Source organism: Enterobacter sp. PGRG2, assembly GCF_030291195.1.
Classification (GTDB): Bacteria; Pseudomonadota; Gammaproteobacteria; order Enterobacterales; family Enterobacteriaceae; genus Enterobacter_D.
Window position 1 is genome coordinate 3,423,715 of record NZ_CP127837.1, and the last position, 23,345, is coordinate 3,447,059.

22 protein-coding genes are annotated in these 23,345 nt (G+C 54.8%); 9 read left to right on the forward strand and 13 right to left on the reverse strand.

What is annotated here, in order from left to right:
* The first annotated feature begins 24 nt into the window (after positions 1-24).
* Together QRD42_RS15335 and pdeR are read left to right on the forward strand one after the other, a co-directional pair.
* Positions 25-1,959 carry an exoribonuclease II gene (locus tag QRD42_RS15335; protein WP_321987548.1) on the forward strand — a complete coding sequence of 645 codons (1,935 nt, stop codon included), beginning with the start codon at positions 25-27 and terminating at the stop codon, positions 1,957-1,959.
* 316 nt (positions 1,960-2,275) lie between these two features.
* On the forward strand, positions 2,276-4,267 hold the full coding sequence (gene pdeR / locus QRD42_RS15340) for a cyclic di-GMP phosphodiesterase (protein ID WP_321987549.1): 1,992 nt from the start codon (positions 2,276-2,278) through the stop codon (positions 4,265-4,267).
* Here the strand turns inward: pdeR and QRD42_RS15345 are convergent.
* A complete protein-coding gene (locus QRD42_RS15345) occupies positions 4,264-5,130 on the reverse strand; it encodes a crotonase/enoyl-CoA hydratase family protein (protein WP_321987550.1) in 867 nt (288 codons plus the stop codon). The genes pdeR and QRD42_RS15345 overlap by 4 nt on opposite strands.
* Positions 5,131-5,321: 191 nt before the next feature.
* Between QRD42_RS15345 and QRD42_RS15350 the strand changes: the two genes are divergently transcribed.
* The 3 genes from QRD42_RS15350 (at position 5,322) to osmB (ending at position 6,754) form a co-directional block, all read left to right on the forward strand.
* Complete coding sequence (locus QRD42_RS15350) at positions 5,322-5,504, forward strand: hypothetical protein (RefSeq protein WP_072569456.1); 183 nt, start codon at positions 5,322-5,324, stop codon at positions 5,502-5,504.
* 10 nt (positions 5,505-5,514) lie between these two features.
* Positions 5,515-6,273, forward strand: coding sequence for a DNA-binding transcriptional regulator YciT (locus QRD42_RS15355; RefSeq protein ID WP_321987551.1), 759 nt, complete (start codon positions 5,515-5,517; stop codon positions 6,271-6,273).
* Positions 6,274-6,535: 262 nt separating this feature from the next.
* Positions 6,536-6,754, forward strand: a complete 219-nt coding sequence (gene osmB, locus QRD42_RS15360; protein ID WP_072569457.1) for an osmotically-inducible lipoprotein OsmB — start codon at positions 6,536-6,538, stop codon at positions 6,752-6,754.
* A 106-nt stretch (positions 6,755-6,860) separates the two neighbouring features.
* Here osmB and yciH read toward each other — a convergent pair whose 3' ends face one another.
* From yciH to pgpB, 5 genes are all read right to left on the reverse strand, one after another.
* Positions 6,861-7,187 (reverse strand): stress response translation initiation inhibitor YciH, encoded by a 327-nt coding sequence (gene yciH / locus QRD42_RS15365; protein WP_321987552.1) that lies wholly within the window; start codon positions 7,185-7,187, stop codon positions 6,861-6,863.
* Complete coding sequence (gene pyrF, locus QRD42_RS15370) at positions 7,188-7,925, reverse strand: orotidine-5'-phosphate decarboxylase (RefSeq protein ID WP_105310582.1); 738 nt, start codon at positions 7,923-7,925, stop codon at positions 7,188-7,190. It abuts the gene before it with no gap.
* A gap of 189 nt (positions 7,926-8,114) precedes the next feature.
* The gene (gene lapB / locus QRD42_RS15375; RefSeq protein ID WP_321987553.1) at positions 8,115-9,284 is read right to left on the reverse strand and encodes a lipopolysaccharide assembly protein LapB; all 1,170 of its coding nucleotides are present in this window, start codon (positions 9,282-9,284) and stop codon (positions 8,115-8,117) included.
* 6 nt (positions 9,285-9,290) lie between these two features.
* The gene (locus tag QRD42_RS15380) at positions 9,291-9,599 is read right to left on the reverse strand and encodes a LapA family protein (RefSeq protein ID WP_072568613.1); all 309 of its coding nucleotides are present in this window, start codon (positions 9,597-9,599) and stop codon (positions 9,291-9,293) included.
* 182 nt (positions 9,600-9,781) lie between these two features.
* The gene (pgpB, locus tag QRD42_RS15385) at positions 9,782-10,543 is read right to left on the reverse strand and encodes a phosphatidylglycerophosphatase B (protein ID WP_318374463.1); all 762 of its coding nucleotides are present in this window, start codon (positions 10,541-10,543) and stop codon (positions 9,782-9,784) included.
* Positions 10,544-10,743: 200 nt separating this feature from the next.
* Here pgpB and ribA point away from each other — a divergent pair, with 200 nt between their 5' ends.
* A complete protein-coding gene (gene ribA, locus QRD42_RS15390; protein ID WP_072568615.1) occupies positions 10,744-11,331 on the forward strand; it encodes a GTP cyclohydrolase II in 588 nt (195 codons plus the stop codon).
* Between the two features lie 47 nt (positions 11,332-11,378).
* Here ribA and acnA read toward each other — a convergent pair whose 3' ends face one another.
* The 5 genes from acnA to topA all read right to left on the reverse strand — a co-directional run bounded on the left by acnA (position 11,379) and on the right by topA (position 18,852).
* The gene (gene acnA / locus QRD42_RS15395; RefSeq protein WP_321987554.1) at positions 11,379-14,054 is read right to left on the reverse strand and encodes an aconitate hydratase AcnA; all 2,676 of its coding nucleotides are present in this window, start codon (positions 14,052-14,054) and stop codon (positions 11,379-11,381) included.
* A 170-nt stretch (positions 14,055-14,224) separates the two neighbouring features.
* Positions 14,225-14,317, reverse strand: a complete 93-nt coding sequence (ymiC, locus tag QRD42_RS15400) for a small membrane protein YmiC (RefSeq protein WP_234007187.1) — start codon at positions 14,315-14,317, stop codon at positions 14,225-14,227.
* Between the two features lie 306 nt (positions 14,318-14,623).
* Positions 14,624-14,764, reverse strand: coding sequence for a YmiA family putative membrane protein (locus tag QRD42_RS15405; protein WP_234007231.1), 141 nt, complete (start codon positions 14,762-14,764; stop codon positions 14,624-14,626).
* A 338-nt stretch (positions 14,765-15,102) separates the two neighbouring features.
* A complete protein-coding gene (gene cysB, locus QRD42_RS15410) occupies positions 15,103-16,077 on the reverse strand; it encodes an HTH-type transcriptional regulator CysB (RefSeq protein ID WP_072568618.1) in 975 nt (324 codons plus the stop codon).
* A gap of 177 nt (positions 16,078-16,254) precedes the next feature.
* The gene (gene topA / locus QRD42_RS15415; RefSeq protein WP_321987555.1) at positions 16,255-18,852 is read right to left on the reverse strand and encodes a type I DNA topoisomerase; all 2,598 of its coding nucleotides are present in this window, start codon (positions 18,850-18,852) and stop codon (positions 16,255-16,257) included.
* Between the two features lie 397 nt (positions 18,853-19,249).
* Here topA and QRD42_RS15420 point away from each other — a divergent pair, with 397 nt between their 5' ends.
* Entirely contained in the window at positions 19,250-19,501 is a 252-nt protein-coding gene (locus tag QRD42_RS15420) for a YciN family protein (RefSeq protein ID WP_072568620.1), read from the forward strand.
* Between the two features lie 40 nt (positions 19,502-19,541).
* Here QRD42_RS15420 and sohB read toward each other — a convergent pair whose 3' ends face one another.
* Positions 19,542-20,588, reverse strand: coding sequence for a protease SohB (gene sohB, locus QRD42_RS15425; RefSeq protein WP_321987556.1), 1,047 nt, complete (start codon positions 20,586-20,588; stop codon positions 19,542-19,544).
* 256 nt (positions 20,589-20,844) lie between these two features.
* Here sohB and QRD42_RS15430 point away from each other — a divergent pair, with 256 nt between their 5' ends.
* Positions 20,845-21,606 carry a YciK family oxidoreductase gene (locus tag QRD42_RS15430; protein WP_321987557.1) on the forward strand — a complete coding sequence of 254 codons (762 nt, stop codon included), beginning with the start codon at positions 20,845-20,847 and terminating at the stop codon, positions 21,604-21,606.
* Positions 21,603-22,193 carry a cob(I)yrinic acid a,c-diamide adenosyltransferase gene (gene cobO / locus QRD42_RS15435; RefSeq protein WP_321987558.1) on the forward strand — a complete coding sequence of 197 codons (591 nt, stop codon included), beginning with the start codon at positions 21,603-21,605 and terminating at the stop codon, positions 22,191-22,193. The genes QRD42_RS15430 and cobO overlap by 4 nt, the downstream gene beginning before the upstream one ends.
* A gap of 93 nt (positions 22,194-22,286) precedes the next feature.
* Here the strand turns inward: cobO and rluB are convergent, their stop codons facing one another.
* Positions 22,287-23,183, reverse strand: a complete 897-nt coding sequence (gene rluB, locus QRD42_RS15440; RefSeq protein WP_072568624.1) for a 23S rRNA pseudouridine(2605) synthase RluB — start codon at positions 23,181-23,183, stop codon at positions 22,287-22,289.
* Between the last annotated feature and the right edge of the window lie 162 nt (positions 23,184-23,345).

The following is a 23,345-nucleotide window of genomic DNA, read 5'->3' on the forward strand; positions in this document are numbered from 1 at the left end:
TTTTGGCCACGAAAATACAAAATTATGTTCCAGGACAACCCGCTGCTTGCTCAGCTAAAACAGCAATTACATTCTAAGACGCCTCGCGCGGAAGGCGTCGTCAAAGCCACGGAAAAAGGCTTTGGTTTCCTCGAAGTTGATGCGCAGAAAAGCTATTTCATTCCGCCGCCGCAGATGAAAAAAGTAATGCATGGCGACCGTATTATCGCGGTGATCCATAGCGAAAAAGAACGTGAATCCGCCGAGCCGGAGGAACTGGTTGAACCTTTCCTGTCGCGCTTCGTCGGTAAAGTGCAGAAAAAAGACGATCGTCTGTCCATCGTCCCTGATCATCCCCTGCTGAAAGACGCCATCCAGTGCCGACCGGCGCGCGGTGTCGAGCACAATTTTGCCGATGGCGACTGGGCGGTTGCAGAAATGCGCCGTCACCCGCTGAAAGGCGATCGCGGCTTTTACGCGGAGCTGACCCAGTTTATTACCTTCGGCGACGATCATTTCGTGCCGTGGTGGGTGACCCTTGCCCGTCACAATCTGGAAAAAGAAGCGCCGAACGGCGTCGCTACCGAAATGCTGGACGAGGGCCTTGAGCGTGTCGATCTGACCGCCCTGGATTTCGTCACCATTGACAGCGCCAGCACCGAAGATATGGATGATGCTCTGTACGCCGAAGAGCTGGCGGATGGCCGCCTGCAACTGACGGTGGCCATTGCCGATCCGACCGCGTGGATAGCCCAGGACAGCAAGCTGGATAACATTGCTAAAGTTCGTGCTTTCACTAACTATCTGCCGGGCTTTAACATCCCGATGCTGCCGCGCGAGCTTTCTGACGATCTCTGCTCCCTGCGTCCGCAGACCCTGCGCCCGGCGCTGGCCTGCCGCATGACCATCAGCGCAGACGGCACCATTGAAGACAATATTGAATTCTTCGCTGCCACCATCGAGTCGAAAGCCAAGCTGGTGTACGACGAGATCTCTGACTGGCTGGAAGGCAAAGACGGCTGGACGCCGCCGACGGATGCCATCGCCGCGCAGATCCGTCTGCTGCATCGCATCTGCCTTGCCCGCGCTGAATGGCGCACCACCCATGCGCTGGTGTTTAAAGACCGCCCGGATTACCGCTTTGTGCTGGGCGAAAAAGGCGAAGTGCTGGACATCGTTGCCGAGCCGCGCCGCATCGCTAACCGCATTGTTGAAGAGTCGATGATTGCCGCCAACATCTGTGCCGCCCGCGTGCTGCGCGATAAGCTCGGTTTCGGCATCTACAACGTGCATTTAGGGTTCGATCCGGCAAATGGCGAAGCGCTGGCGGCCCTGCTCAGCACCCACGGTCTGCATGTGGATGCCGAAGAAGTGCTGACGCTGAACGGCTTCTGTAAGCTGCGTCGTGAACTGGACGCACAGCCGTCTGGTTTCCTCGACAGTCGCATTCGCCGCTTCCAGTCTTACGCGGAAATCAGCACCGAGCCAGGCCCGCACTTTGGCCTCGGTCTTGAGGCCTATGCCACCTGGACGTCACCGATCCGTAAGTATGGCGATATGATCAACCATCGTCTGCTGAAAGCGATCATTAAAAATGAAACCATCGCCCGTCCGCAGGCCGATACCACGGTGCAGATGACCGAACGCCGTCGCCTTAACCGTATGGCGGAGCGCGATGTCGGCGACTGGCTGTATGCCCGTTTCCTGAAAGACAAAGCCGGAACCGATACGCGCTTTGGCGCAGAGATCATCGACATCAGCCGTGGCGGGATGCGCGTCCGTCTGGTGGATAATGGCGCGGTGGCCTTTATTCCTGCCCCGTTCATCCACGCGGTGCGCGACGAAATGGTTTGCAGCCAGGAAAGCGGTACCGTGCAGATCAAAGGCGAGACGGTGTATAAAGTCACTGATGTGATTGATGTGACCATCGCCGAGGTGCGTATGGAAACCCGTAGCGTTATCGCCCGCCCTGTGGCATAAAAGCCGAACGGTATATAAACCGGTCTCGCTGTTCTGGCGAGACCGTTACTCTCTCCTGACGTCTGCCGCGCTACGTCAAAATTCCGGATTTTTTCCCCCACATTTGGCTAAAAACAGCCACACTTAGTTATGCACTTTTACGCATGAAAAGTCGTTCAGAACAAGAGTTTAGCAATAGATATGCAATTTGTTAGCCACGCTTTATTATAAGAATGCGAATGGAAAACAGTAAGTTCAACCTGCTCCTGTGAAGAGACAGTGTGAAAACTTCACCGTTATAAGGTTCTGTTGCGCTTTGGGTGGAATGGGAGACTGCATGAAAGACGATGTGGAGCAAAATTTGCTGTTTCGTTACCTTGGGACAACCAGCCCTTTCTGGCGTCTCACCGCTGACAGCAACGCACTTCATCTTGCCGCGAGTGAAACCGCAGACATCAGCCAGGTGTTTGCGCTGAGCGATCATCAGGCGGATACGATCCGTGAAATGACGGTGATTACCACCAGTTTGACCATGACCATTTCCATGTTTGGCGATGACGTGCCGCTGCATCTGGTGGGCCGCAAGATATCGAAAAAAGAGTGGGCGGGTACGGCGTCTTCCTGGAATGATACTTCCTCCGTAGCCCGTGATTTGGTGCAGGGGTTGTCCTTTGCGGAACAGGTGGTATCCGAAGCCAATTCGGTCATTGTGATCCTTGATCGACACGGCAACATCCAGCGCTTTAACCGGCTGTCTGAAGAATATACGGGGATGCGCGAGCAGGAAGTTATCGGGCAGAACGTTTTTAAATTATTTATGAGCCGCAGCGAGGCGCTCGCCTCAAAGCGTAATATCAGCGAGTTTTTCCGTAACGGCAGTTCCTATGAAGTGGAGCGCTGGATCAAGACGCGCAAAGGCCAGCGACTATTTTTGTTCCGCAATAAATTTGTGCACAGCGGCAGCGGCAAAAACGAAATTTTCCTGATTTGTTCCGGCACCGACATTACCGAAGAGCGCCGGGCTCAGGAGCGGCTGCGCGTACTGGCCAACACCGACACCATTACCGGACTGCCGAACCGCAATGCCATCCATGAACTGATCAGCGATGCCATTGCCTGCCGCGACGATACGCAGGTGGGCATTGTTTATCTCGATCTGGATAATTTTAAAAAGGTGAACGATGCCTACGGGCATATGTTTGGCGATCAGCTGTTACAGGCGGTGTCGCTGGCGATTTTAAGCTGCCTGGAAGAAGGCCAGGTGCTGGCGCGTCTGGGCGGCGATGAGTTTATCGTGCTGGCGACGAATTCGTCGCAGAGTACGCTGGAAGCCATGGCCTCGCGTATTCTGACGCGCCTGCGCCAGCCGTTCCGCATCGGGCTTATCGAAGTCTATACCGGTTGTTCGCTGGGGATTTCCCTTGCGCCGCAGCACGGCAACGATCGCGAGAGCGTGATCCGCAACGCGGATACCGCGATGTATACTGCCAAAGAGAGCGGCCGCGGTAAGTTCTGCGTCTTCTCACCAGAAATGAATCAGCGGGTATTTGAATATCTGTGGCTGGATACCAATCTGCGTAAGGCGCTGGAGAACGATCAGCTGCTGATCCACTATCAGCCGAAAATCACCTGGCGCGGCGAGATCCGCAGCCTGGAGGCGCTGGTGCGCTGGCAGTCGCCGGAGCGCGGCTTAATTGGCCCCATGGAGTTTATCTCTTATGCCGAGGAGTCCGGGCTGATTGTGCCGCTGGGACGTTGGGTTATGCTCAACGTGGTGCAGCAGGTGGCGAAATGGCGCGACAAGGGCATTCATTTGCGCGTGGCGGTGAACGTTTCGGCCCGTCAGCTGGCGGATCAGACCATTTTCAGCGATCTGAAACAGGCGCTGAGCGATCTCAATTTTGAATATTGTCCGATCGACGTGGAGTTAACGGAAAGCTGCCTGATTGAAAACGAGGAGCTGGCGCTGTCAGTGATCCAGCAGTTCAGCGCGCTGGGGGCGCAGGTGCATCTGGATGATTTCGGTACCGGCTATTCGTCGCTGTCGCAGCTGGCGCGCTTCCCGCTGGATGCCATTAAGCTCGATCAGTCCTTTGTGCGCGATGTGCATAAGCAGCCAATTTCCCAATCGCTGGTACGGGCCATTGTCGCTGTGGCTCAGGCGCTTAATTTGCAGGTGATTGCGGAAGGAGTGGAAAGCGCCAAAGAAGACGCCTTTCTCACGAAGAATGGCGTCAATGAACGGCAGGGTTTTCTCTTTGCTAAGCCCATGCCCGCAGCCGTATTCGAGCGATGGTATAAACGTTATCTGACGCGCAAAGCGCGTTAGCTGGCTTTACTCAGACTGGCGACATGCCGGTTTTGTAACTGCACCAGACGTTCCATGTAGGCGATGTCTTTGGGTTGCAGGCAGAACGCCGCGTCCACCCAGTCTTCAGTGATGTCCATCAGTTCACTGCGAGGCAACTGTATGACCCGCTGACGCGCGCGCAGCATGGCACGGACGCCATTGAGACGCGGGTGCAGCGTATCGATGAAGGTGCGCACGGCAACCGCCCCCTGCCCCGGTTCGAACAGTTCATCCACCAGGCCTTTAGGTTCGTACCATTCCGCCGTATGGGATTCGCCTTTATAGATCAGCTCCTCGGCCAGCTTCATGCCCGAACGCCGGGCGACCAGCGAATATCCGCCCATGCCAGGAAACAGGTTAAAGGCGATTTCCGGGAAGCCCAGGCGTGCGTCCCGCTGCGCGAGCACAAAATGGTGCGCTAGCGCGGCTTCAAAGCCGCCGCCCAGCGCACTGCCTTCCACCATCGCCAAACTAATCGCCCCGGTATCGAAACCGCGTGAAGCGGCGTGCACACAGTCGACACAGGCCCGCGCGTAGGCCCTTAGCGCTTCACGACGGCCATTTTGCAGGCAGTCAACAAAGAAACCCAGATCGCCTCCGGCGTTATAAATACCGGGGACCAGTGAGCCTGTTACCCAAAAATCCACCGCGAACCCCGCCTGCCTGACCAGCCAGGAAATATTCATGATCTCCTCAATCAGTCCGTGATTGAAGCATGGGCGGGGTTGCGCCCGTAACATCATCCAGACCGTGCGACGTTCCTCTTCGTAGTAGCCTGCCAGTTGGGTAAAGCGCTCTGTATCAGTGAACAATTTGCATGATGCATGGTTGGTAACTGTCATGGTCTTTTCCTCATTAATTAAAGCGCATTGCGCGCAGATTTAGACTAATGCAGGAGCAAACCAGGCAGTATGTGCGTAAGCTAATTTATAATTGGTACTTATGCTTTTTTAAGATTTCCTTTTTTCCCTTCTCTTTTTACACTAATTTCTGCATCATTGAATTTATTAACTTTTCGATATAGGGTGACGACATGGCCGACATCGACGCAAAGCAACTGGCAGGACGTATTGATACGGTGCTGGACATTCTGGTGGCGGGTGATTACCACTCCGCCATCCATAATCTGGAAATCCTGAAAGACGAATTACTCGCTCTTGACGCCGCCGGGCAAATATCCCCGCAGGGTGCGCCAAAAACACCCTGGGAAATCTGAATAAGACACTATGAATTCCCGACAACAAATTATTCTGCAAATGGTCATTGACCAGGGCCGCGTCAGCGTGGCTGAGCTGGCGAAAATAACCGGCGTTTCTGAAGTCACCATCCGTCAGGATCTCAACACCCTGGAGAAGCAAAGTTATCTGCGTCGTACCCATGGCTACGCCGTGCCGCTGGAAAGCGACGACGTGGAAACCCGCATGATGAGTAACTTCACCCTCAAGCGGGAACTGGCCGCTTTTGCCGCGTCGCTGGTGTCTCCAGGTGAAACGGTATTTATCGAAAACGGCAGCAGCAATGCTCTGCTGGCCCGCGCGCTGGCCGATGAGAAAGACATCACTATTATTACCGTCAGCGCCTACATCGCCCATCTGTTAAAAGAAACAGCCTGCGAAGTGATCCTGCTGGGGGGCATTTATCAGAAGAAAAGCGAAAGCATGGTCGGCCCGCTGACGCGCCAGTATGTGCAGCAGGTGCATTTCAGCAAGGCATTTATTGGCATTGACGGCTGGCAGCCGGAAACAGGCTTTACCGGACGGGATATGATGCGGGCCGATGTAGTCAATGCGGTGCTGGAAAAAAGCTGCGAAGCCATTGTGCTGACGGACAGCTCAAAATTCGGCGCGGTACATCCCTATACTTTAGGGCCAATGGGACGATTTAACCGGGTAATTACCGATGAAAAACTGGATGCAGCGCAGCAGGCGCAATTAACGCAATCCGGGCTGATTGTCGATATAGTAAAAAAAGCTTCCGCACAATAACTCGCCAGCGCCCGCCATGCGCGGGCTAACCTTTCATCTCTGAGACTTTTCTGACCTGCCAATTAAGACTATTTACCTGTCTCGTTTAGCGGCAGGAAGTAAAATTATGTTGAACGATATAACAGGACGTAACTATCACTCAAGTGATCTAAAGTAACACCTGCGCAACATAATTTACGGAAATGAACTTAAGTTTGCTGAACAGGCACTATACTCATAGAGAAATTCTTTCCGTGGATACCTATTTCAGGAGATTAGTATGATGATGTTATCTGGTAAAAAAATGGCTACAGCGGTACTGGCGGTAACGCTGGCAATGTCTCTGAGTGCTTGTTCTAACTGGTCTAAACGCGACCGTAATACCGCGATTGGCGCAGGCGCAGGCGCACTGGGTGGCGCAGTATTAACTGACGGTAGCACGCTCGGCACATTAGGTGGCGCGGCAGTCGGTGGTATTGTGGGTCACCAGGTCGGTAAATAATCGTACAGGTGTCGCGCAGTACAGAATATATACTGGCGTTATTGCGTAAATACGCAGTGAATTAAAAGGCCACGGCATTTGCCGTGGCCTTATCTTATTTATCCGCTTAACCGCCAGCCAGTTTTACCTTCATACCTTTGGCTTCCAGTAATGATTTAATCAGGTCGCGTTTATCGCCCTGAATTTCAATTACGCGATCCTTTACTGCGCCACCACAACCGCATTTCTTTTTCAGCTCCGCGGCCAGACGAGCAATTTCTTCATCATTGGCATCAATACCGGTAATCAGACAGACGCCCTTCCCTTTACGGCCGCTGGTCTGACGCTGGATACGGACAATGCCGTCACCTTTCGGGCGCTCGACCACCGGTTTGGGTTCATCGATACGTCCACTGTCGGTGGAATAGACCAGCCGGCTGTTTGCATCCTTCATTTAGGCCTCCACACGTAATGAAGCATTAATGGCCTTCAGCGTCTGCGCCGGATCGGCAGATTGCGTCACCGGACGGCCAATGACCATGTAATCCACACCGGCAGCCTGCGCCTGTTCCGGCGTCATAATGCGGCGCTGGTCGCCAGCATCACTGCCCTGTGGACGAATACCCGGCGTGACCAGTTTAAAGGCCTGCCCCAGTTCGCTTTTAAAGCGTACGGCTTCCTGTGCAGAACAGACGACGCCGTCAAGACCACAGTTTTGCGTCAGACGCGCCAGGCGTTCGGCATGTTCCGCCGGAGTGCTGGTGATCCCCAAATCATGCAGGTCGCTCGCTTCCATGCTGGTCAGTACCGTCACAGCAATCAGCAGCGGCGCATCTTTACCGAAAGGCATCAACGCTTCACGGGCCGCGCTCATCATTCGCGCCCCGCCGGAGGCATGAACGTTCACCATCCACACGCCCAGCTCTGCGGCGGCGGCTACCGCATGTGCCGTGGTATTGGGAATATCGTGGAATTTGAGATCCAGGAAGACGTCAAAGCCGCGCTGTTGCAGGTCGCGGACAAATTGCGGGCCAAACAGCGTGAACATTTCTTTCCCGACTTTCAGGCGGCAATCCGACGGGGAAATACGGTCGACGAAAGCCAGCGCCTGATGGCGATCGGCGTAATCAAGGGCAACAACCACAGGGGAATGCGTTACAGCAGCAAAAGAGGATGTAGCAGTAGACGTCATGATCAGACCTTCCTGATGATGGGCACCCGCGCAGGCGCAATGAGAATAAACGGCGTGCATTCTACCTGCGCGCCGTAGAAAAGGACAGAATGCATTTTTTTGCTGCCAGGCGATAAGGGCACGATGCCGCCGTAGTTATGCATGGGAATAATAAGTATGTTGTAACTAAAGTGCGGGCTTTTTTTAATATTACTGACCATCAAGGCCACGAATGGGCTTGACGGTGGACCATGCGCGGCAGGACGGACAATGCCAGTACATGGTGAAAGCGGTAAAGCCGCATTTGTGGCAGCGATAGCGTGGCTTACTGCGGATCTGCTCGCCCACCATGTCACGCAACGCCATCAGGCTCTCTTTCGCGCGCCCTTCTTCGGCTTCCTGCAAATGGTAATCCATCAGTTTGTGGAAGACGCGCATGGTGGGCTGACGCTGGAGTTGACGCGTCACCAGCATTTGCGCCGTATCCTGCCCTTCGCGTTGCTCGACAATATCCGCCAGCATCAGATCGGCTACCGCGCCGGTGTTCTCTTCCACACAGCGCTGAAGAAATTCCGCCCACTCCTCGGTTTTACCGGTATGCAGATAGCAGGTTTGCAGCATCTCCAGCGTTTCGCTGACCAGTTCTTTATCCTGATCCACCACACGCAGCAGACTTTCGATAGCTTTTTCGTACTCCCCTTTCTCCATCAGCACGCGGCCCATCATGATGGAAACGCGCGGGCTGTTGCGATCGGCAGCGGCTCCCTTCTTCAGCAGCGCCATGGCACGATCCAGATCGTCGTTGCCCATCTGCTGTAACGCCAGCTCACAGTAGAAGTGGGCGATTTCAACACGCTGTTTATCTTTACCCAGCTTGACCAGACGTTCGGCCACATCAATGGCTTTCTGCCAGTCGCTGGTCGCCTGATAAATTTGCAGCAGCTGTTGCAGCGCGCCGATACGGAAGTCGGTTTCGTCAACCAACTGATTGAACATGTCTTCAGCACGATCGTACAGACCCGCCGCCATGTAATCGCGGCCCAGCTGTTGCACGGCCAGCAGACGCTGATCGTAAGACAGCGAGGCGCTTTCCATCAGCGTCTGGTGAATGCGGATTGCGCGGTCAACCTCGCCACGCGAGCGGAAGAGGTTTCCGAGGGTGAGATGGGCCTCAACGGTGCCCGTATCCTCTTTTAGCATATCGAGGAACAGGTCAACCGCTTTGTCCTGTTGATTACTAAGCAGAAAGTTAACGCCCGCCACGTAATCACGCGAGAGTCGGTTTGCTTCATCCTGCTTTGTTTGTTGCGCGCTTCTGCGCCCCATATACCAGCCATACGCGGCCGCTACGGGCAACAGCAGAAACAACAACTCAAGCATATAATGTTATTCCTTGACGGACGGCGTGCCGGTCGTTACGGGAACGTCGTTTGCGGGGGCAAGCTGATGTTCAAGTCGTTTAATTTTACGTTCCGCGCGTACCAGCGAAACACGCACACGCAGCCAGAACAGTCCGCATACCAGCCAGCCAATCACAAAGCCTGCGGCAAACAGACACGCCAGCAGCGTTGAAATACGGAATTCACCCTGCGCCAGCAAATAATTGAATGTGACGAGCTGATCGTTCTGTGCACCCAGCGTGACCGAAATGACAAAAATCGCTAACACCAGTAAGAAAATGAGTAAATATTTCACATTACGTCCCGTTATGTGGATTGGAGCGAATAAATTCTGTTCAACTGACTGCATCCAGCCTTATAACCTACCATTTTCGCGACCTGGACGAAATGGAAAAGCGAGTGACCTGATGGATTTGCGGGCGAAATTCGCTATTTCAACCCCGGATGCGCGTTAACCCATCAGGCCCGTCGATAATATTATTCGTCGTCGCGGTCGGCGATCTCTTTCTTCTCTTCGACCGGCGGCGTTAATGGCCCGCAGATACGCTGCGCCAGCATGGTGGCGAAGGTGACAAGCAGTCCGGAAATCAGCGTGGCGACCACCAGATCGCGGGGCCAGTGCATTCCCAACAGCATGCGGCTGCCCATCACCGCCGTCGCCCACACCAGCAGCACGGCAATAGTGATAGTGCGTCGCCGTGGCCACAACAAACCTACGCCCAGCAACGCCCAGCTGGCGGCAAACATGGTATGCCCTGACGGGAAAGCGAAACCGGTCTCTTTTTGCCAGTGTTTGCGCAAGAACGCCGGAATGTTCTCTTCACCGCTCAGCTGCTCTTTTACCAGATGCCCGCGATCCTTACGTTTTAAAGTGTAGAACTCATCAACCGGAATATGGTGTGTTTTTTCAAGCCAGATGACAAAAGGCCGCGGCTCCTGCACCCGATCCTTCACCCAGGACTTCACGCCCTGCCCGATTAGGATAGCGGCGGCGAGGATCACAAAAAGCATCAGCGCGGCTTTCAGACGAAATCGCAGACACCATAAAAACCAGCCGCAGAGCAGCACATGGGTGATGATCCCCCAGGGCTGCGTCACCGTTTCGGTTACCCAGTACAGCGCCTTCAGCCACGCGCTGTTGTTACCTGGCGTCCACTGCCAGCCGGATCCCCATACTATCAGCGGCATAATCAGTAATATCCCCACCCCCGCCATGGTGCGCTTTACAATAGACAGCATGTTCTCTCCTTTATGTGCCAGGCCGCTTAATAGTAACTGAAAAACAACATCACCGGCAGGAGTGACGGATTTGTGCGCTTAATCTTTACAGCCCGTTGACGCAATTAGAGAAGTTGGCCGCCTTGTGGCAAAATACCCCCAGAATGAAAGCCTGAGGGCGACAAGGCACGTCAGGTGCCAGAATAAATCCGGAGAATCACATGCAGCTTAAACGTGTGGCAGAAGCCAAACTGCCAACCCCATGGGGCGATTTCCTGATGGTGGGTTTTGAAGAACTGGCCACCGGGCAGGACCATGTTGCGCTGGTCTATGGCGACATTTCAGGCCAGACGCCGGTGCTTGCCCGCGTCCATTCAGAGTGTCTGACCGGCGATGCCCTGTTCAGTCTGCGCTGCGACTGCGGTTTTCAGCTGGAAGCGGCGCTGTCTCACATTGCCGAAGAAGGCCGCGGTATCCTGCTCTATCATCGTCAGGAAGGCCGTAATATTGGGCTGCTGAATAAAATCCGCGCGTATGCGTTACAGGATCAGGGTTACGACACCGTAGAAGCAAACCATCAGCTCGGCTTTGCCGCCGATGAGCGTGATTTCACTTTATGCGCGGACATGTTCAAACTGCTGGGCGTGGACGAAGTGCGTTTGCTGACAAACAACCCGCGCAAAGTGGAGATCCTCACCGAAGCAGGCATTAATATTGTCGAACGCGTACCGCTGATCGTCGGGCGCAATCCAAAAAACGCGCATTACCTTGATACCAAGGCCGCGAAAATGGGGCATTTGCTGGATTAATAAAAAAAGCCCGGCGGTATGTCCCGCCGGGCTAGCGTGAAGGGTTATCAGTGCAGCATGTTGCGGATCACATAATGCAGGATCCCGCCGTGCTGGTAGTAAGTCAGCTCGGTTGCCGTATCAATACGGCAGCGACAGGAAATCACTTCCTGCGAGCCGTCAGCGCGGGTCAGGCGTACCGGTACCGTCGCACCAGGTTTAAGTCCGGTCAGATCTTCCACATCCAACCGCTCTTCCCCATTCAGCCCCAGCGTTTTACGGGTGACGCCCTGCGGGAACTCCAGCGGCAAAATGCCCATGCCGATCAGGTTAGAACGGTGGATACGCTCGAAAGATTCAGCGATCACCACGCGGATCCCCAACAGACGCGGGCCTTTCGCCGCCCAGTCACGGCTGGAGCCGGAACCGTATTCTTTACCGGCAATCACCGCCAGCGGCGTGCCCTCCTGCTGATAACGCATCGCAGCATCATAAATGGAGATCACTTCACTGCCCGGTAGATGGCGCGTCATGCCCCCTTCCACACCGGGCACCATTTCGTTGCGGATGCGGATGTTGGCAAAGGTGCCGCGCATCATCACCTCATGGTTACCGCGTCGTGAACCGTAGGAGTTAAAGTCGCGACGCTCCACGCCATGATTTTGCAGATAGCGCCCCGCCGGGCTGTCAGCTTTAATGCTGCCAGCCGGTGAGATATGGTCAGTGGTCACGGAATCGCCGAGCATCGCCAGAATGCGCGCGCCCTGAATATCCTGTACCGGCTTCGGCTGGGCTTCCATCTCTTCAAAGAACGGCGAGGAGCGGATGTAGGTGGAATCAAACTGCCAGCCGTAGGTATCGGAAGCTTCCACTTTGATAGACTTCCACTCGTCAGTCCCTTCAAACACTTCCGCATATTCTTTGCGGAACATGTCGGTGGACACCTGTTCTACCGCACGGGCGATCTCCTGTCCGCTCGGCCAGATATCTTTCAGATAAACCGGATCGCCCTTGCGATCGTGGCCCAGTGGATCGGTCGCCAGGTTGATGTTCATATTGCCCGCCAGTGCATAGGCTACCACCAGCGGCGGCGAGGCCAGCCAGTTGGTTTTCACCAGCGGATGAATACGACCTTCAAAGTTGCGGTTGCCGGAAAGCACGGCCCCGACGGTCAGATCGCCTTTTTTAATCGCCTGCTCGATGGGATCCGGCAGCGGGCCGGAGTTACCGATACAGGTGGTGCAACCATAGCCCACCAGGTTAAAGCCCAGCTCATCGAGATACGGCGTCAGACGCGCCTGCGCCAGATAATCCGATACTACTTTCGAGCCGGGTGCCAGCGAGGCTTTCACCCACGGCTGACGCTTCAGCCCGAGGGTGACGGCTTTTTTCGCCAGCAGACCGGCCGCCATCAGCACACTCGGGTTCGAGGTGTTGGTACATGAGGTAATGGCTGCGATCACCACCGCGCCATCTGGCAGCTGATACTGATGACCGTTCAGAACATAATCCACCGACTGGCGATCTTTCTGGGCGGTATTGAGCTCCAGCTCGGTGCTGGCTGCAAAGGCTTTTGGCACATCGCCCAGCGCCACGCGATCCTGCGGACGTTTTGGTCCGGCAAGGCTGGCTTCGACGCTGCTCATATCCAGTTCCAGGGTGCTGGTAAAGACAGGCTCATCACCCGGCTGACGCCACATGCCCTGCGCTTTCGCATAGGCTTCCACCAGCGCTACCTGATCGTCGCTGCGGCCGCTAAGACGCATGTACTCCAGCGTCACGTCATCAATGGGGAAGAATCCGCATGTCGCGCCATATTCCGGCGCCATATTGGCGATAGTGGCCCGGTCCGCCAGCGGCAGGGAGTCGAGACCGTCGCCATAAAATTCCACAAACTTACCCACTACGCCGTGTTTACGCAGCATTTGCGTCACGGTGAGCACGAGGTCAGTGGCGGTGATGCCTTCGCTCAGTTTACCGGTGAGCTTAAAGCCCACCACATCCGGGATCAGCATGGATACCGGCTGACCAAGCATGGCGGCTTCCGCTTCGATACCGCCCACGCCCCAGCCAAGCACGCCCAGCCCGTTGATCATGGTGGTGTGGGAGTCGGTGCCGACCAGGGTATCCGGATAAGCGACCCACTCTTTATCCTGCAGCTCGCTCCAGACGGCTTTACCCAGATATTCCAGGTTGACCTGATGGCAGATGCCGGTGCCCGGCGGCACAACGCTGAACCGGCTGAAGGCCTGCTGGCCCCAGCGCAGAAACACATAGCGTTCGTGGTTACGCTCCATTTCCAGACGGACGTTTTCTTCAAAGGCGTCGTCATCGCCGAAATGGTCAACGGTGACAGAGTGGTCGATAACCAGATCAACAGGGGAAAGCGGGTTAACTTTAGTGGTATCGCCACCAAGGCGCTTCACGGCTTCACGCATGGCGGCGAGATCAACAACAGCGGGAACGCCGGTAAAATCCTGCATCAGCACGCGGGCGGGACGATAAGCGATTTCACGATCGGCGTGGGCGGATTTCAACCAGCCTGCGAGGGCATGAATATCTTCCTCAGTGACGGACTCACCATCCTGCCAGCGCAGCAGGTTTTCCAGTAACACTTTTAACGACTTGGGCAAACGGGAAATATCCCCAAGTTCCTTTGCGGCCAGGGGCAGGCTGTAGTAGTGGTAGGTTTTGTTTTCAGCCTGCAATGTGTCCTTACTGGCTTCGCGTAGGGTCGACGACATAAGCTCCTCCTTAATACAGGGATTGCAATTCCCTGATTATCATCAGGGTCTGTATTAAAGATAACACAAACATGCTGTAACGTTTTGATAACAACTCAAATTGATAAAAGAGGTAAAACCATTGAAGGGATAAAAACAAAAAACCCCGCTTAAGCGAGGTTTTTATGCGGTTAGTGAGCCATCATCCAGACCAGTTGTCCCCAGAACATAACCGAGACGGTGAATGCGCCCATCCATGACCAGTATTTGAGATTATTTATCATTTATACACCCTACGAATTAATCAAGCGCCACACCGGGTTGTTACCCGTTTCTATATTGCTGAGGTGTATTTATTAAGAAGTACAAAAGACCACTGGGCGTCAGGCTAATTTCGCGCCCACGCTGTTGGTTAAATTATTGTTTTTTTGGTTCGTCTTCTGCGAACGTTTCAATAAAGGCGCGCTGCTGCGGGGTGAGTTCCCATTCGTCAGGAATACGCACCTCGGCGTCCTTTTTGGCGCTAAGAGGCTTGTCATGTAACTGACATACTGGCTTCACTGTGCCGAACTGCCCCGTAAACACCATTCTCAACCCCAAAATTTCCACACCAGCAAGGCTACAACCACCCAGAACAGGGCTGAGCCAAGAAACACCGCCAGCCAGGCTTTGCGTTTCAGCGCGTGATCCCTTTGCGATTCGTCGCTTCCTGATGGCATTGCTAACCTCACACAATCGACATCACTTATCATTTTGACACCTAACAATAGGTATAAGTAATCACTAGATGAGACAAATCCTAAAATAAGTTTAGGAAAAAAGCCAGCGAATTTACCAATGATTTCCAGTTAAATATTCAATCTTTTGACCGGAAATAAATAATTGAAGAATAAAGTTTGCGGACCCGTAAATTACTTTCTACTTTTGTCGCGAAAACACGACACAATTGCGGTTAAGTTGTGACAGGAATCACTCGGGGAAATGTGCGTTAAGGCAGATGATGATAATTCTGATTTAGGTTTAGGGCGATAAAAGGGTATCTTCCCGGGCGGGAAGATACCGCAGGAAATTATTTTTCTGGCAGCTTAATGTCCTGGAACATGGCTTCAATATCATCATTTGAACGCAATGCCACGGCGGTATCCACCACGTCACGGGTTAAATGTGGCGCGAAGCGCTGAATAAAATCATACATATAACTGCGCAGGAAGGTGCTGCGACGAAAACCGATTTTCGTGGTGCTGTGGCTGAACACATCCTGTGCGTCCAGTTTTACCAGATCCGGATCCGATACCGGATCAACCGCCATGCTGGCGATCACCCCTACCCCAAGACCCAGGCGCACATAAGTTTTGATCACGTCAGCGTCCGTGGCGGTAAAGACGATACGCGGCGTCAGCCCGGCGCGGTTAAAGGCGGTGTCCAGCTCTGAACGGCCGGTAAAGCCAAAGGTGTAAGTAACCAGCGGGTACTGCGCCAGCTCCTCAATGCTCACCGACTGTTTGCCCGCCAGCGGATGATCGGGCGTGACGACAATCGAACGATTCCAGTGGTAGCACGGCAGCATGACCAGATCGTCATACAGGTGCAGCGCTTCGGTGGCGATGGCGAAATCAGCATTGCCTTTGGAGACGGCTTCCGCAATCTGCGTCGGCGAGCCCTGGTGCATATGCAGCGAAACACGTGGGTAGCGCTCAATAAAGCCCTTGATTACGCCGGGCAGCGCATAACGCGCCTGGGTATGGGTGGTCGCGACGTAGAGCGAGCCTTTATCCGGCCAGGTATGCTCTCCCGCCACCGACTTAATGGCATCAACTTTGGAGAGCACTTCACGGGCGATGCGTATGATCTCCTCACCGGCAGGCGTGACCTGGGTAAGATGCTTGCCGCTGCGGGCGAAAATCTGGATCCCCAGCTCATCTTCCAGCATACGGACCTGTTTGCTGATGCCGGGTTGCGAGGTGTATAGCCCCTCAGCGGTAGAGGAGACATTAAGGTTGTGATTCACCACCTCAACGATATAACGAAGCTGCTGTAGTTTCATGACGGACCATCCGGTTGAGCGCTGACGAGCAATCGTTTAAGACGATTTAATAATAAGAAATGACTTAACTATAACCACTATATCATTAATGCCCGGTCTGTATAGACAGGAACGCAAAATTATAAGCAACAAAAAAGGGCCGGATATCCGGCCCTTGCAGGGAGCAGACAGGCTAAATTACTTCTTACCTTCCACCCATTTGCCGTCGATGAAGAAAGCTGACCAGCCGGTCGCTTTACCCTCTTTCTCGGCGGAAACATACTGCTGCTTAGTCTTACGGCTAAAGCGAACGACCGTTTTGTTGCCTTCGGGATCCGCGACAGGCGCATCGGCCAGATAACGCAGTTTTTCCGGCAGACGATCGCGGAAGCGATGCAGCTCTTCCACCAGCGGTGCGCGGGTTTCACGGGATTTCGGGAAGGTGTTGGCCGCCAGAAATACCCCTGCCGCACCGTCACGCAGCACAAAATAGGCGTCTGATTTTTCACATGGCAGCTCAGGCAGCGGCACCGGATCTTCTTTCGGTGGCGCGACTTCGCCGTTACGCAGGATCTTACGCGTGTTTTTGCATTCGTCGTTGGTGCAGGCCATGTACTTGCCGAAACGCCCCATTTTCAGGTGCATTTCAGAACCACACTTCTCACACTCCACGATCGGGCCGTCATAGCCTTTGATGCGGAATTCGCCCTCTTCGATTTCATAGCCATCGCAGGTCGGGTTGTTACCACAGACGTGCAGCTTACGCTTGGGATCGATCAGATAGCTGTCCATAGCGGTGCCGCATTTCACGCAACGACGCTTAGCACGCAGGGCGTTGGTTTCGGCGTCGTCGCCTTCCAGCACGTTAAGGACTTCGTTTTCCGGCACCAGGTTAATGGTGGTTTTGCAGCGTTCTTTCGGCGGCAGCGCATAGCCGGAACAGCCGAGGAACACGCCGGTGCTGGCGGTACGGATACCCATTTTGCGACCGCAGGTCGGACAGTCGATACTGGTCAGCACCATCTGATTCGGACGCATGCCGCCTTCTTCCGGATCCTTTTCCGCTTTTTCAAGCTGGCCGGTGAAGTCGGTAAAGAAGTTGTCCAGCACGCCTTTCCATTCCGCTTCATGGTTGGCAACCTGGTCAAGGCTGTTTTCCATTTGCGCGGTGAAATCGTAGTTCATCAGCTCGCGGAAATTCTCTTCCAGACGGTCAGTGACGATTTCGCCCATTTTCTCGGCATAGAAGCGGCGGTTTTCTACACGCACGTAGCCGCGATCCTGAATGGTCGAGATGATAGAAGCATAGGTCGACGGACGGCCGATACCGCGTTTTTCCAGCTCTTTCACCAGGGATGCTTCGCTGAAACGCGCAGGCGGCTTGGTAAAGTGCTGCGCCGGGAGCAGTTCCACAAGGGATACCACGTCGCCTTTGTTCACCGCTGGCAGCGTGCGATCTTCATCGCCCTTACGCAGCTGCGGCATCACCTTCGTCCAGCCATCGAAACGCAGCGTACGGCCACGCGCCTTCAGGCGGAACTCGCCCGCTTCCACGGTCAGGGTGGTGGAATCGTACTGCGCTGGCGTCATCTGACAGGCGACAAACTGACGCCAGATCAGCTGATACAGCTTCTGCGCGTCCGCTTCCATATCCTTCAGGGACTCCGCCAGCACTGCCACGTCGGAAGGACGGATGGCTTCGTGCGCTTCCTGAGAGTTTTCTTTGCTGGCGTACTGATTAGCGCTTTCCGGCAGGTATTTTTTGCCGAAATTATCGCTGATGTAGCCACGCACCATGCTGACGGCGTCCTGACTCAGGTTGGTGGAGTCGGTACGCATATAGGTAATGTGGCCCGCTTCGTACAGACGCTGCGCCATCATCATGGTTTTCTTCACCCCAAAGCCAAGGCGCGTACTGGCCGCCTGCTGAAGCGTGGAGGTAATAAAGGGCGCGCCAGGCTTGCTGCTGGTGGGCTTATCTTCCCGATCCGTAACGGTGTAGCGCGCTTTTTCCAGCAGGCTTACCGCCGCCATGGTCTGCTCGCGATTAACCGGACGGAAAGGCTTGTCCTGCTGATGCGTCACCTGCAACGGCAGCGCCTCGCCGGAAGGCGTGGTAACGCTGGCGTCGATTTCCCAGAACTCTTCCGGGACAAAGGCTTTGATTTCGCGCTCACGCTCGACCACCAGACGCACCGCCACGGACTGAACGCGTCCGGCAGACAGGCCGCGGGCGATCTTTTTCCACAGCAGCGGCGACACCATGTAACCCACCACGCGATCCACAAAGCGGCGCGCCTGTTGTGCGTTTACACGGTCGATATTCAGTTCACCCGGCTTTTCAAACGCCTGTTGGATAGCGTTTTTGGTGATTTCGTTAAACACCACGCGGCTGTAGCGCGAGTCATCGCCCCCGATCACTTCCCGCAGGTGCCAGGCAATGGCTTCCCCTTCGCGGTCAAGGTCGGTTGCGAGATAGATATGGTCCGCTTTTTCAGCGATGGCTTTCAGTTCGGCAACGACTTTTTCTTTGCCCGGAAGCACTTCATAGCGTGCATCCCATTCGTTCCATGGGTCAACGCCCATGCGGTTGACCAGCGCGCCACGTTCATCCTTTTTAGGCTTTTTGGCCGTTTTGGTGGTGGCGGAGTCGGCGCTCTTTTTGGGTGCTGAGCCACTGGTCGGCAGATCGCGGATATGACCGACGCTGGATTTCACCACGTAGTCATTACCCAGATACTTATTGATCGTTTTGGCTTTTGCCGGGGACTCAACGATGACGAGTGCTTTACCCATATTCACCTTTACCTAATTTGATTCTTCCAGGAATACGTCGCACGTTGATTCACTCTCCACCGCGACATCCGATGATGTGGCGGCGATATCCGTGGTTATCAACCCCTCTTTAAAACCGGGCGCGTGAAGTGTGGTGCCCAGGTGACTGAGTTCACAGGTGTTTTCGCGCATCAGTGCTGTAGCACGACGGACTTAAGGTCGAATGTCAAGCAATTCTGTTGCCAGATTGACGAAAGCGCACACTCTACCTGATAAAATTCGTTACGCAACTTTATTAGCATGCAAAAGCAAATCACGCCAGCCAGTCCCCGGTGTGAAAACCATTTTAAAAACAGGGAAAATTTGCGCCCGGCCTACCGGCAGACGTAGAATAAATGCCTTGTCAGAGGAGCAGACTATGCACGAGAACATTCAACCTATCGATCGCCAGTCACTATTAGCTGAAGCTAACCGAATCATCCGCGAGCATGACGATTTTATTCAGGGCATCGAAGCGACGGATGTCACTGAACGCAACGGCGTGCTGGTGTTCAGCGGCGACTATTTCCTTGATGAGCAAGGCCTGCCGACGTCGAAAAGTACGGCGGTGTTTAATATGTTTAAACACCTGGCCCATGTGCTGTCCGAAAAGTATACCCTTGCGGACTGACGGCAATAAAAAAGCGAGGTGATTCACCTCGCTTTTTGTTTTACGGCAACGGTTTTTCACCGCGCTGCCACCAGCGCAACAGCAGCCGGTCAGCGGCTTCCGCCGCACTGCCGGTAAAGCGGTCCATCAGCTTTTTACGCTGGGCGTAACGGACGCCGATCACCTCGCGCTCTTTAATCAGCCCCAGCAGCAGATCGTCGCTGGTGCCTACTTCATCCACCAGCCCTTTTTCCAGCGCCTGTACGCCATACCAGTGCTCGCCAGTGGCGACCTGGTCAATGTCCAGCGACGGACGCATCTGCTTCACATAATCTTTAAACAGATCGTGCGTCTCGTTCAGGCTCTCACGGAACTTCTGCCGCCCTTCCTCGGTGTTTTCACCCAGCAGCGTCAACGTACGCTTGTACTGCCCGGCGGTGTGCAGCTCGATGTCGATGTCTTTGCTTTTCAGGAAGCGGTTAAAGTTCGGGATTTGCGCCACCACGCCGATAGAGCCGACGATGGCGAAAGGCGCAGCCACGATCTTATCTGCCACGCAGGCCATCATATAGCCGCCGCTGGCCGCTACTTTATCCACCGCCACCGTTAAGGGGATGTTTTTGTCGCGCAGGCGCTGGAGCTGGGAAGACGCCAGCCCGTAGCCATGCACCACGCCGCCGGGACTTTCCAGACGCAGCAACACCTGGTCTTCCGGCCCTGCGATGGTGATCACCGCGGTGATCTCTTCGCGCAGGGAGTTCACTTCGTGGGCATCCATACTGCCTTTGAAATCCAGCACAAAAACCCGGGGCTTCGTGGCCGTAACCGGGGTGCCCTGCTTCGCGCTGGCCTTCGCCGCTTTCGCGTCCTGCTTCGCTTTTTTCTTCTGCGCTTTATGCCACAGCTTTTGCTGATGATCGTCCAGCAGCGCAACGGAGACCTCCTCCTGCATCTCCTTATATTGCTCGCTCAGCCTGGTGACACGTAATTCACCCCGCTGACGCTTGCGCTGGGCAAGATTTACAATCAGTACCGCCACGACAACAATCGCCAGCACAACGGTGGCAATCTTTGCCAAAAACAACCCATATTCAGACAGTAATTCCACGCGTACCACCTTGGTTAAACCGCATTACGTTCGCATTCAGTGTACATGACAGGTTCTGGCTCGTCTTCTGCCACCGCACAATGTTACGAGGCATCTTCCTGATTTTTTTAGACTCCATGAAAAGGTTGCAAAGTGTTAACCTGCGGGATTGTCTGCCTTTGGCTGATTGAAATGCGGCCCGGTTTAAGGCATAAAACCAGCAAGTCAAGACGAAGTCAGCCTGGTGCGCCACGAACGCGACGCCTGAGGAGAGAATGTGTATTACCAGCCACAACGAGATCTACTGCAAAACCGCATCATTCTGGTCACTGGTGCCAGCGCAGGTATTGGCGAAGAAGCAGCGCGTACCTATGCCCGCCACGGTGCCCAGGTGATCCTGCTGGGGCGTAACGACGAAAAGTTGCGCCGGGTTGCGCAGGCCGTTGCGGATGAATGCGGGCAGATGCCGCGCTGGTTTACGCTGGATATGGAAACCTGCACCCCTGCAGACTGTGAACAGCTCGCGCAGACTCTTGCCGCACATTATCCCCGACTGGATGGTATATTACATAACGCCGGTCTGCTTGGCGATATCTGTCCGATGGATCAACAAAATCCGCAGGTCTGGCAGCGGGTGATGCAGGTCAACGTCAATGCCACCTTTTTCCTCACCCAGGCACTGCTTCCTTTATTACTGAAATCAGAAGCCGGTTCGCTGGTATTTACCTCCTCAAGCGTTGGGCGTCAGGGTCGCGCCAACTGGGGCGCCTATGCCGCCTCCAAGTTTGCCACCGAAGGCATGATGCAGGTGCTGGCAGAGGAGTATCAAAGCCGCCATCTGCGGGTAAACTGCATTAATCCGGGCGGAACCCGCACCGGTATGCGCGCCAGCGCCTTCCCGACGGAAGATCCGCAAAAACTGAAAACTCCGGCGGATATTATGCCGCTCTATTTATGGTTAATGGGCGATGACAGCCGTCGCAAAACCGGCCTGAGCTTTGATGCTCAGCCAGGACGTAAACCGGGAATATCACAATGAGTGAAGATCGTTACCAACAGCGTCAGCAGCGCGTAAAAGAAAAAGTCGATGCGCGCGTTGCCGCCGCCCAGGATGAACGCGGCATTATCATCGTCTTTACCGGCAACGGCAAAGGCAAAACCACCGCGGCCTTCGGCACCGCGACACGCGCTGTCGGACACGGCAAAAAAGTGGGAGTGATCCAGTTTATCAAAGGCACCTGGCCCAACGGCGAGCGCAATCTGCTGGAGCCGCACGGCGTGGAATTTCAGGTGATGGCCACCGGCTTTACCTGGGACACGCAAAATCGTGAGTCGGACACCGCCGCCTGCACCACCGTCTGGGAGCATGGCCGCCGGATGCTGGCGGATGCTTCTCTGGATCTGGTGATCCTCGATGAGCTGACCTACATGGTGGCCTATGACTATTTGCCGCTGGAAGAGGTTATCAGCGCCCTGCAAAATCGTCCCCCGCAGCAGACGGTGATTATTACCGGGCGCGGTTGTCATCGTGACATTCTGGAACTGGCGGATACCGTCAGCGAGCTGCGTCCGGTTAAACATGCTTTTGATGCGGGCGTAAAAGCGCAGATGGGAATAGATTATTGAGTGATTTTGCCAGGTGGCGCTACGCTCACCTGGCTTGCCAGTCACAGTCCTGAAAACCCGCGCAAGCGAAGCGCCGCCGGGCTTGTGTACAGATTAACCGTTGGTTTTGTTACGAGTGCTTGAGCGGCGACCAGTTGATGCCGGACGCGGGTTTGAGGTCTGGCTGTGACGTTTTACCGCACGGCGGATCTGATTCGCTTTCACCCGGCGGCGATCTTTCTCGACGGCCACTTTTGATTCGGTTTCCGGTTTCAGCTCTACCAGCTCACGCAGGTAGTTGGTCTGCGCCAGATCCAGTTCGGTATAACCCCCACGCGGCAGGCCTTTCGGCAGCGGAATGTCGCCATAGCGAACGCGGATCAGGCGGCTGACCTGCACACCCACGGCTTCCCACAAACGACGCACTTCACGGTTGCGCCCTTCGGTTAAGGTAACGTTGTACCACTGGTTGATGCCTTCGCCGCCGCTGAACTTGATGGTTTTGAAGGCGGCCGGGCCGTCTTCCAGCTGGACGCCACGGGCCAGTTCACGCAGCTTGTTATCGTCGACCTGACCGAATACGCGTACGGCGTATTCACGTTCCACTTCGCGGCTCGGGTGCATCAGACGGTTAGCCAGTTCGCCGTCGGTGGTGAACAGCAACAGGCCGCAGGTATTGACGTCAAGACGCCCTACGGCGATCCAGCGCGCGCCGCGCAGTTTCGGCAGACGATCAAATACGGTCGGACGCCCTTCCGGATCGTTGCGCGTACACAGCTCGCCTTCGGGTTTGTAATAGGCCAGCACGCGGCAGATTTGTTCAACGGATTCTTTAACGGAGATCAGATGACCGTCGATACGGATTTTCAGGCCCGGCTGGACCTCAACGCGATCGCCCAGCTTAGCAATTTTGCCGTCTACGCTGACGCGACCCGCTTCGATAATGGTTTCAATTTCACGGCGTGAGCCGTGGCCGGCACGCGCCAGCACTTTCTGTAGTTTTTCGCTCATGGAGCATCCTTCAGGTGTCGCCTTCACAGGCGTCTGGTATACTTTCAAAAACAACGAGTTATCAATTTCACCCTCGCTGCTATGTAAAATCGCTGGCGTCAAAGAACGCGCCCAATTTCATGTGGCCGCACATATTACACGAATTTATGCATGAATGCTGCA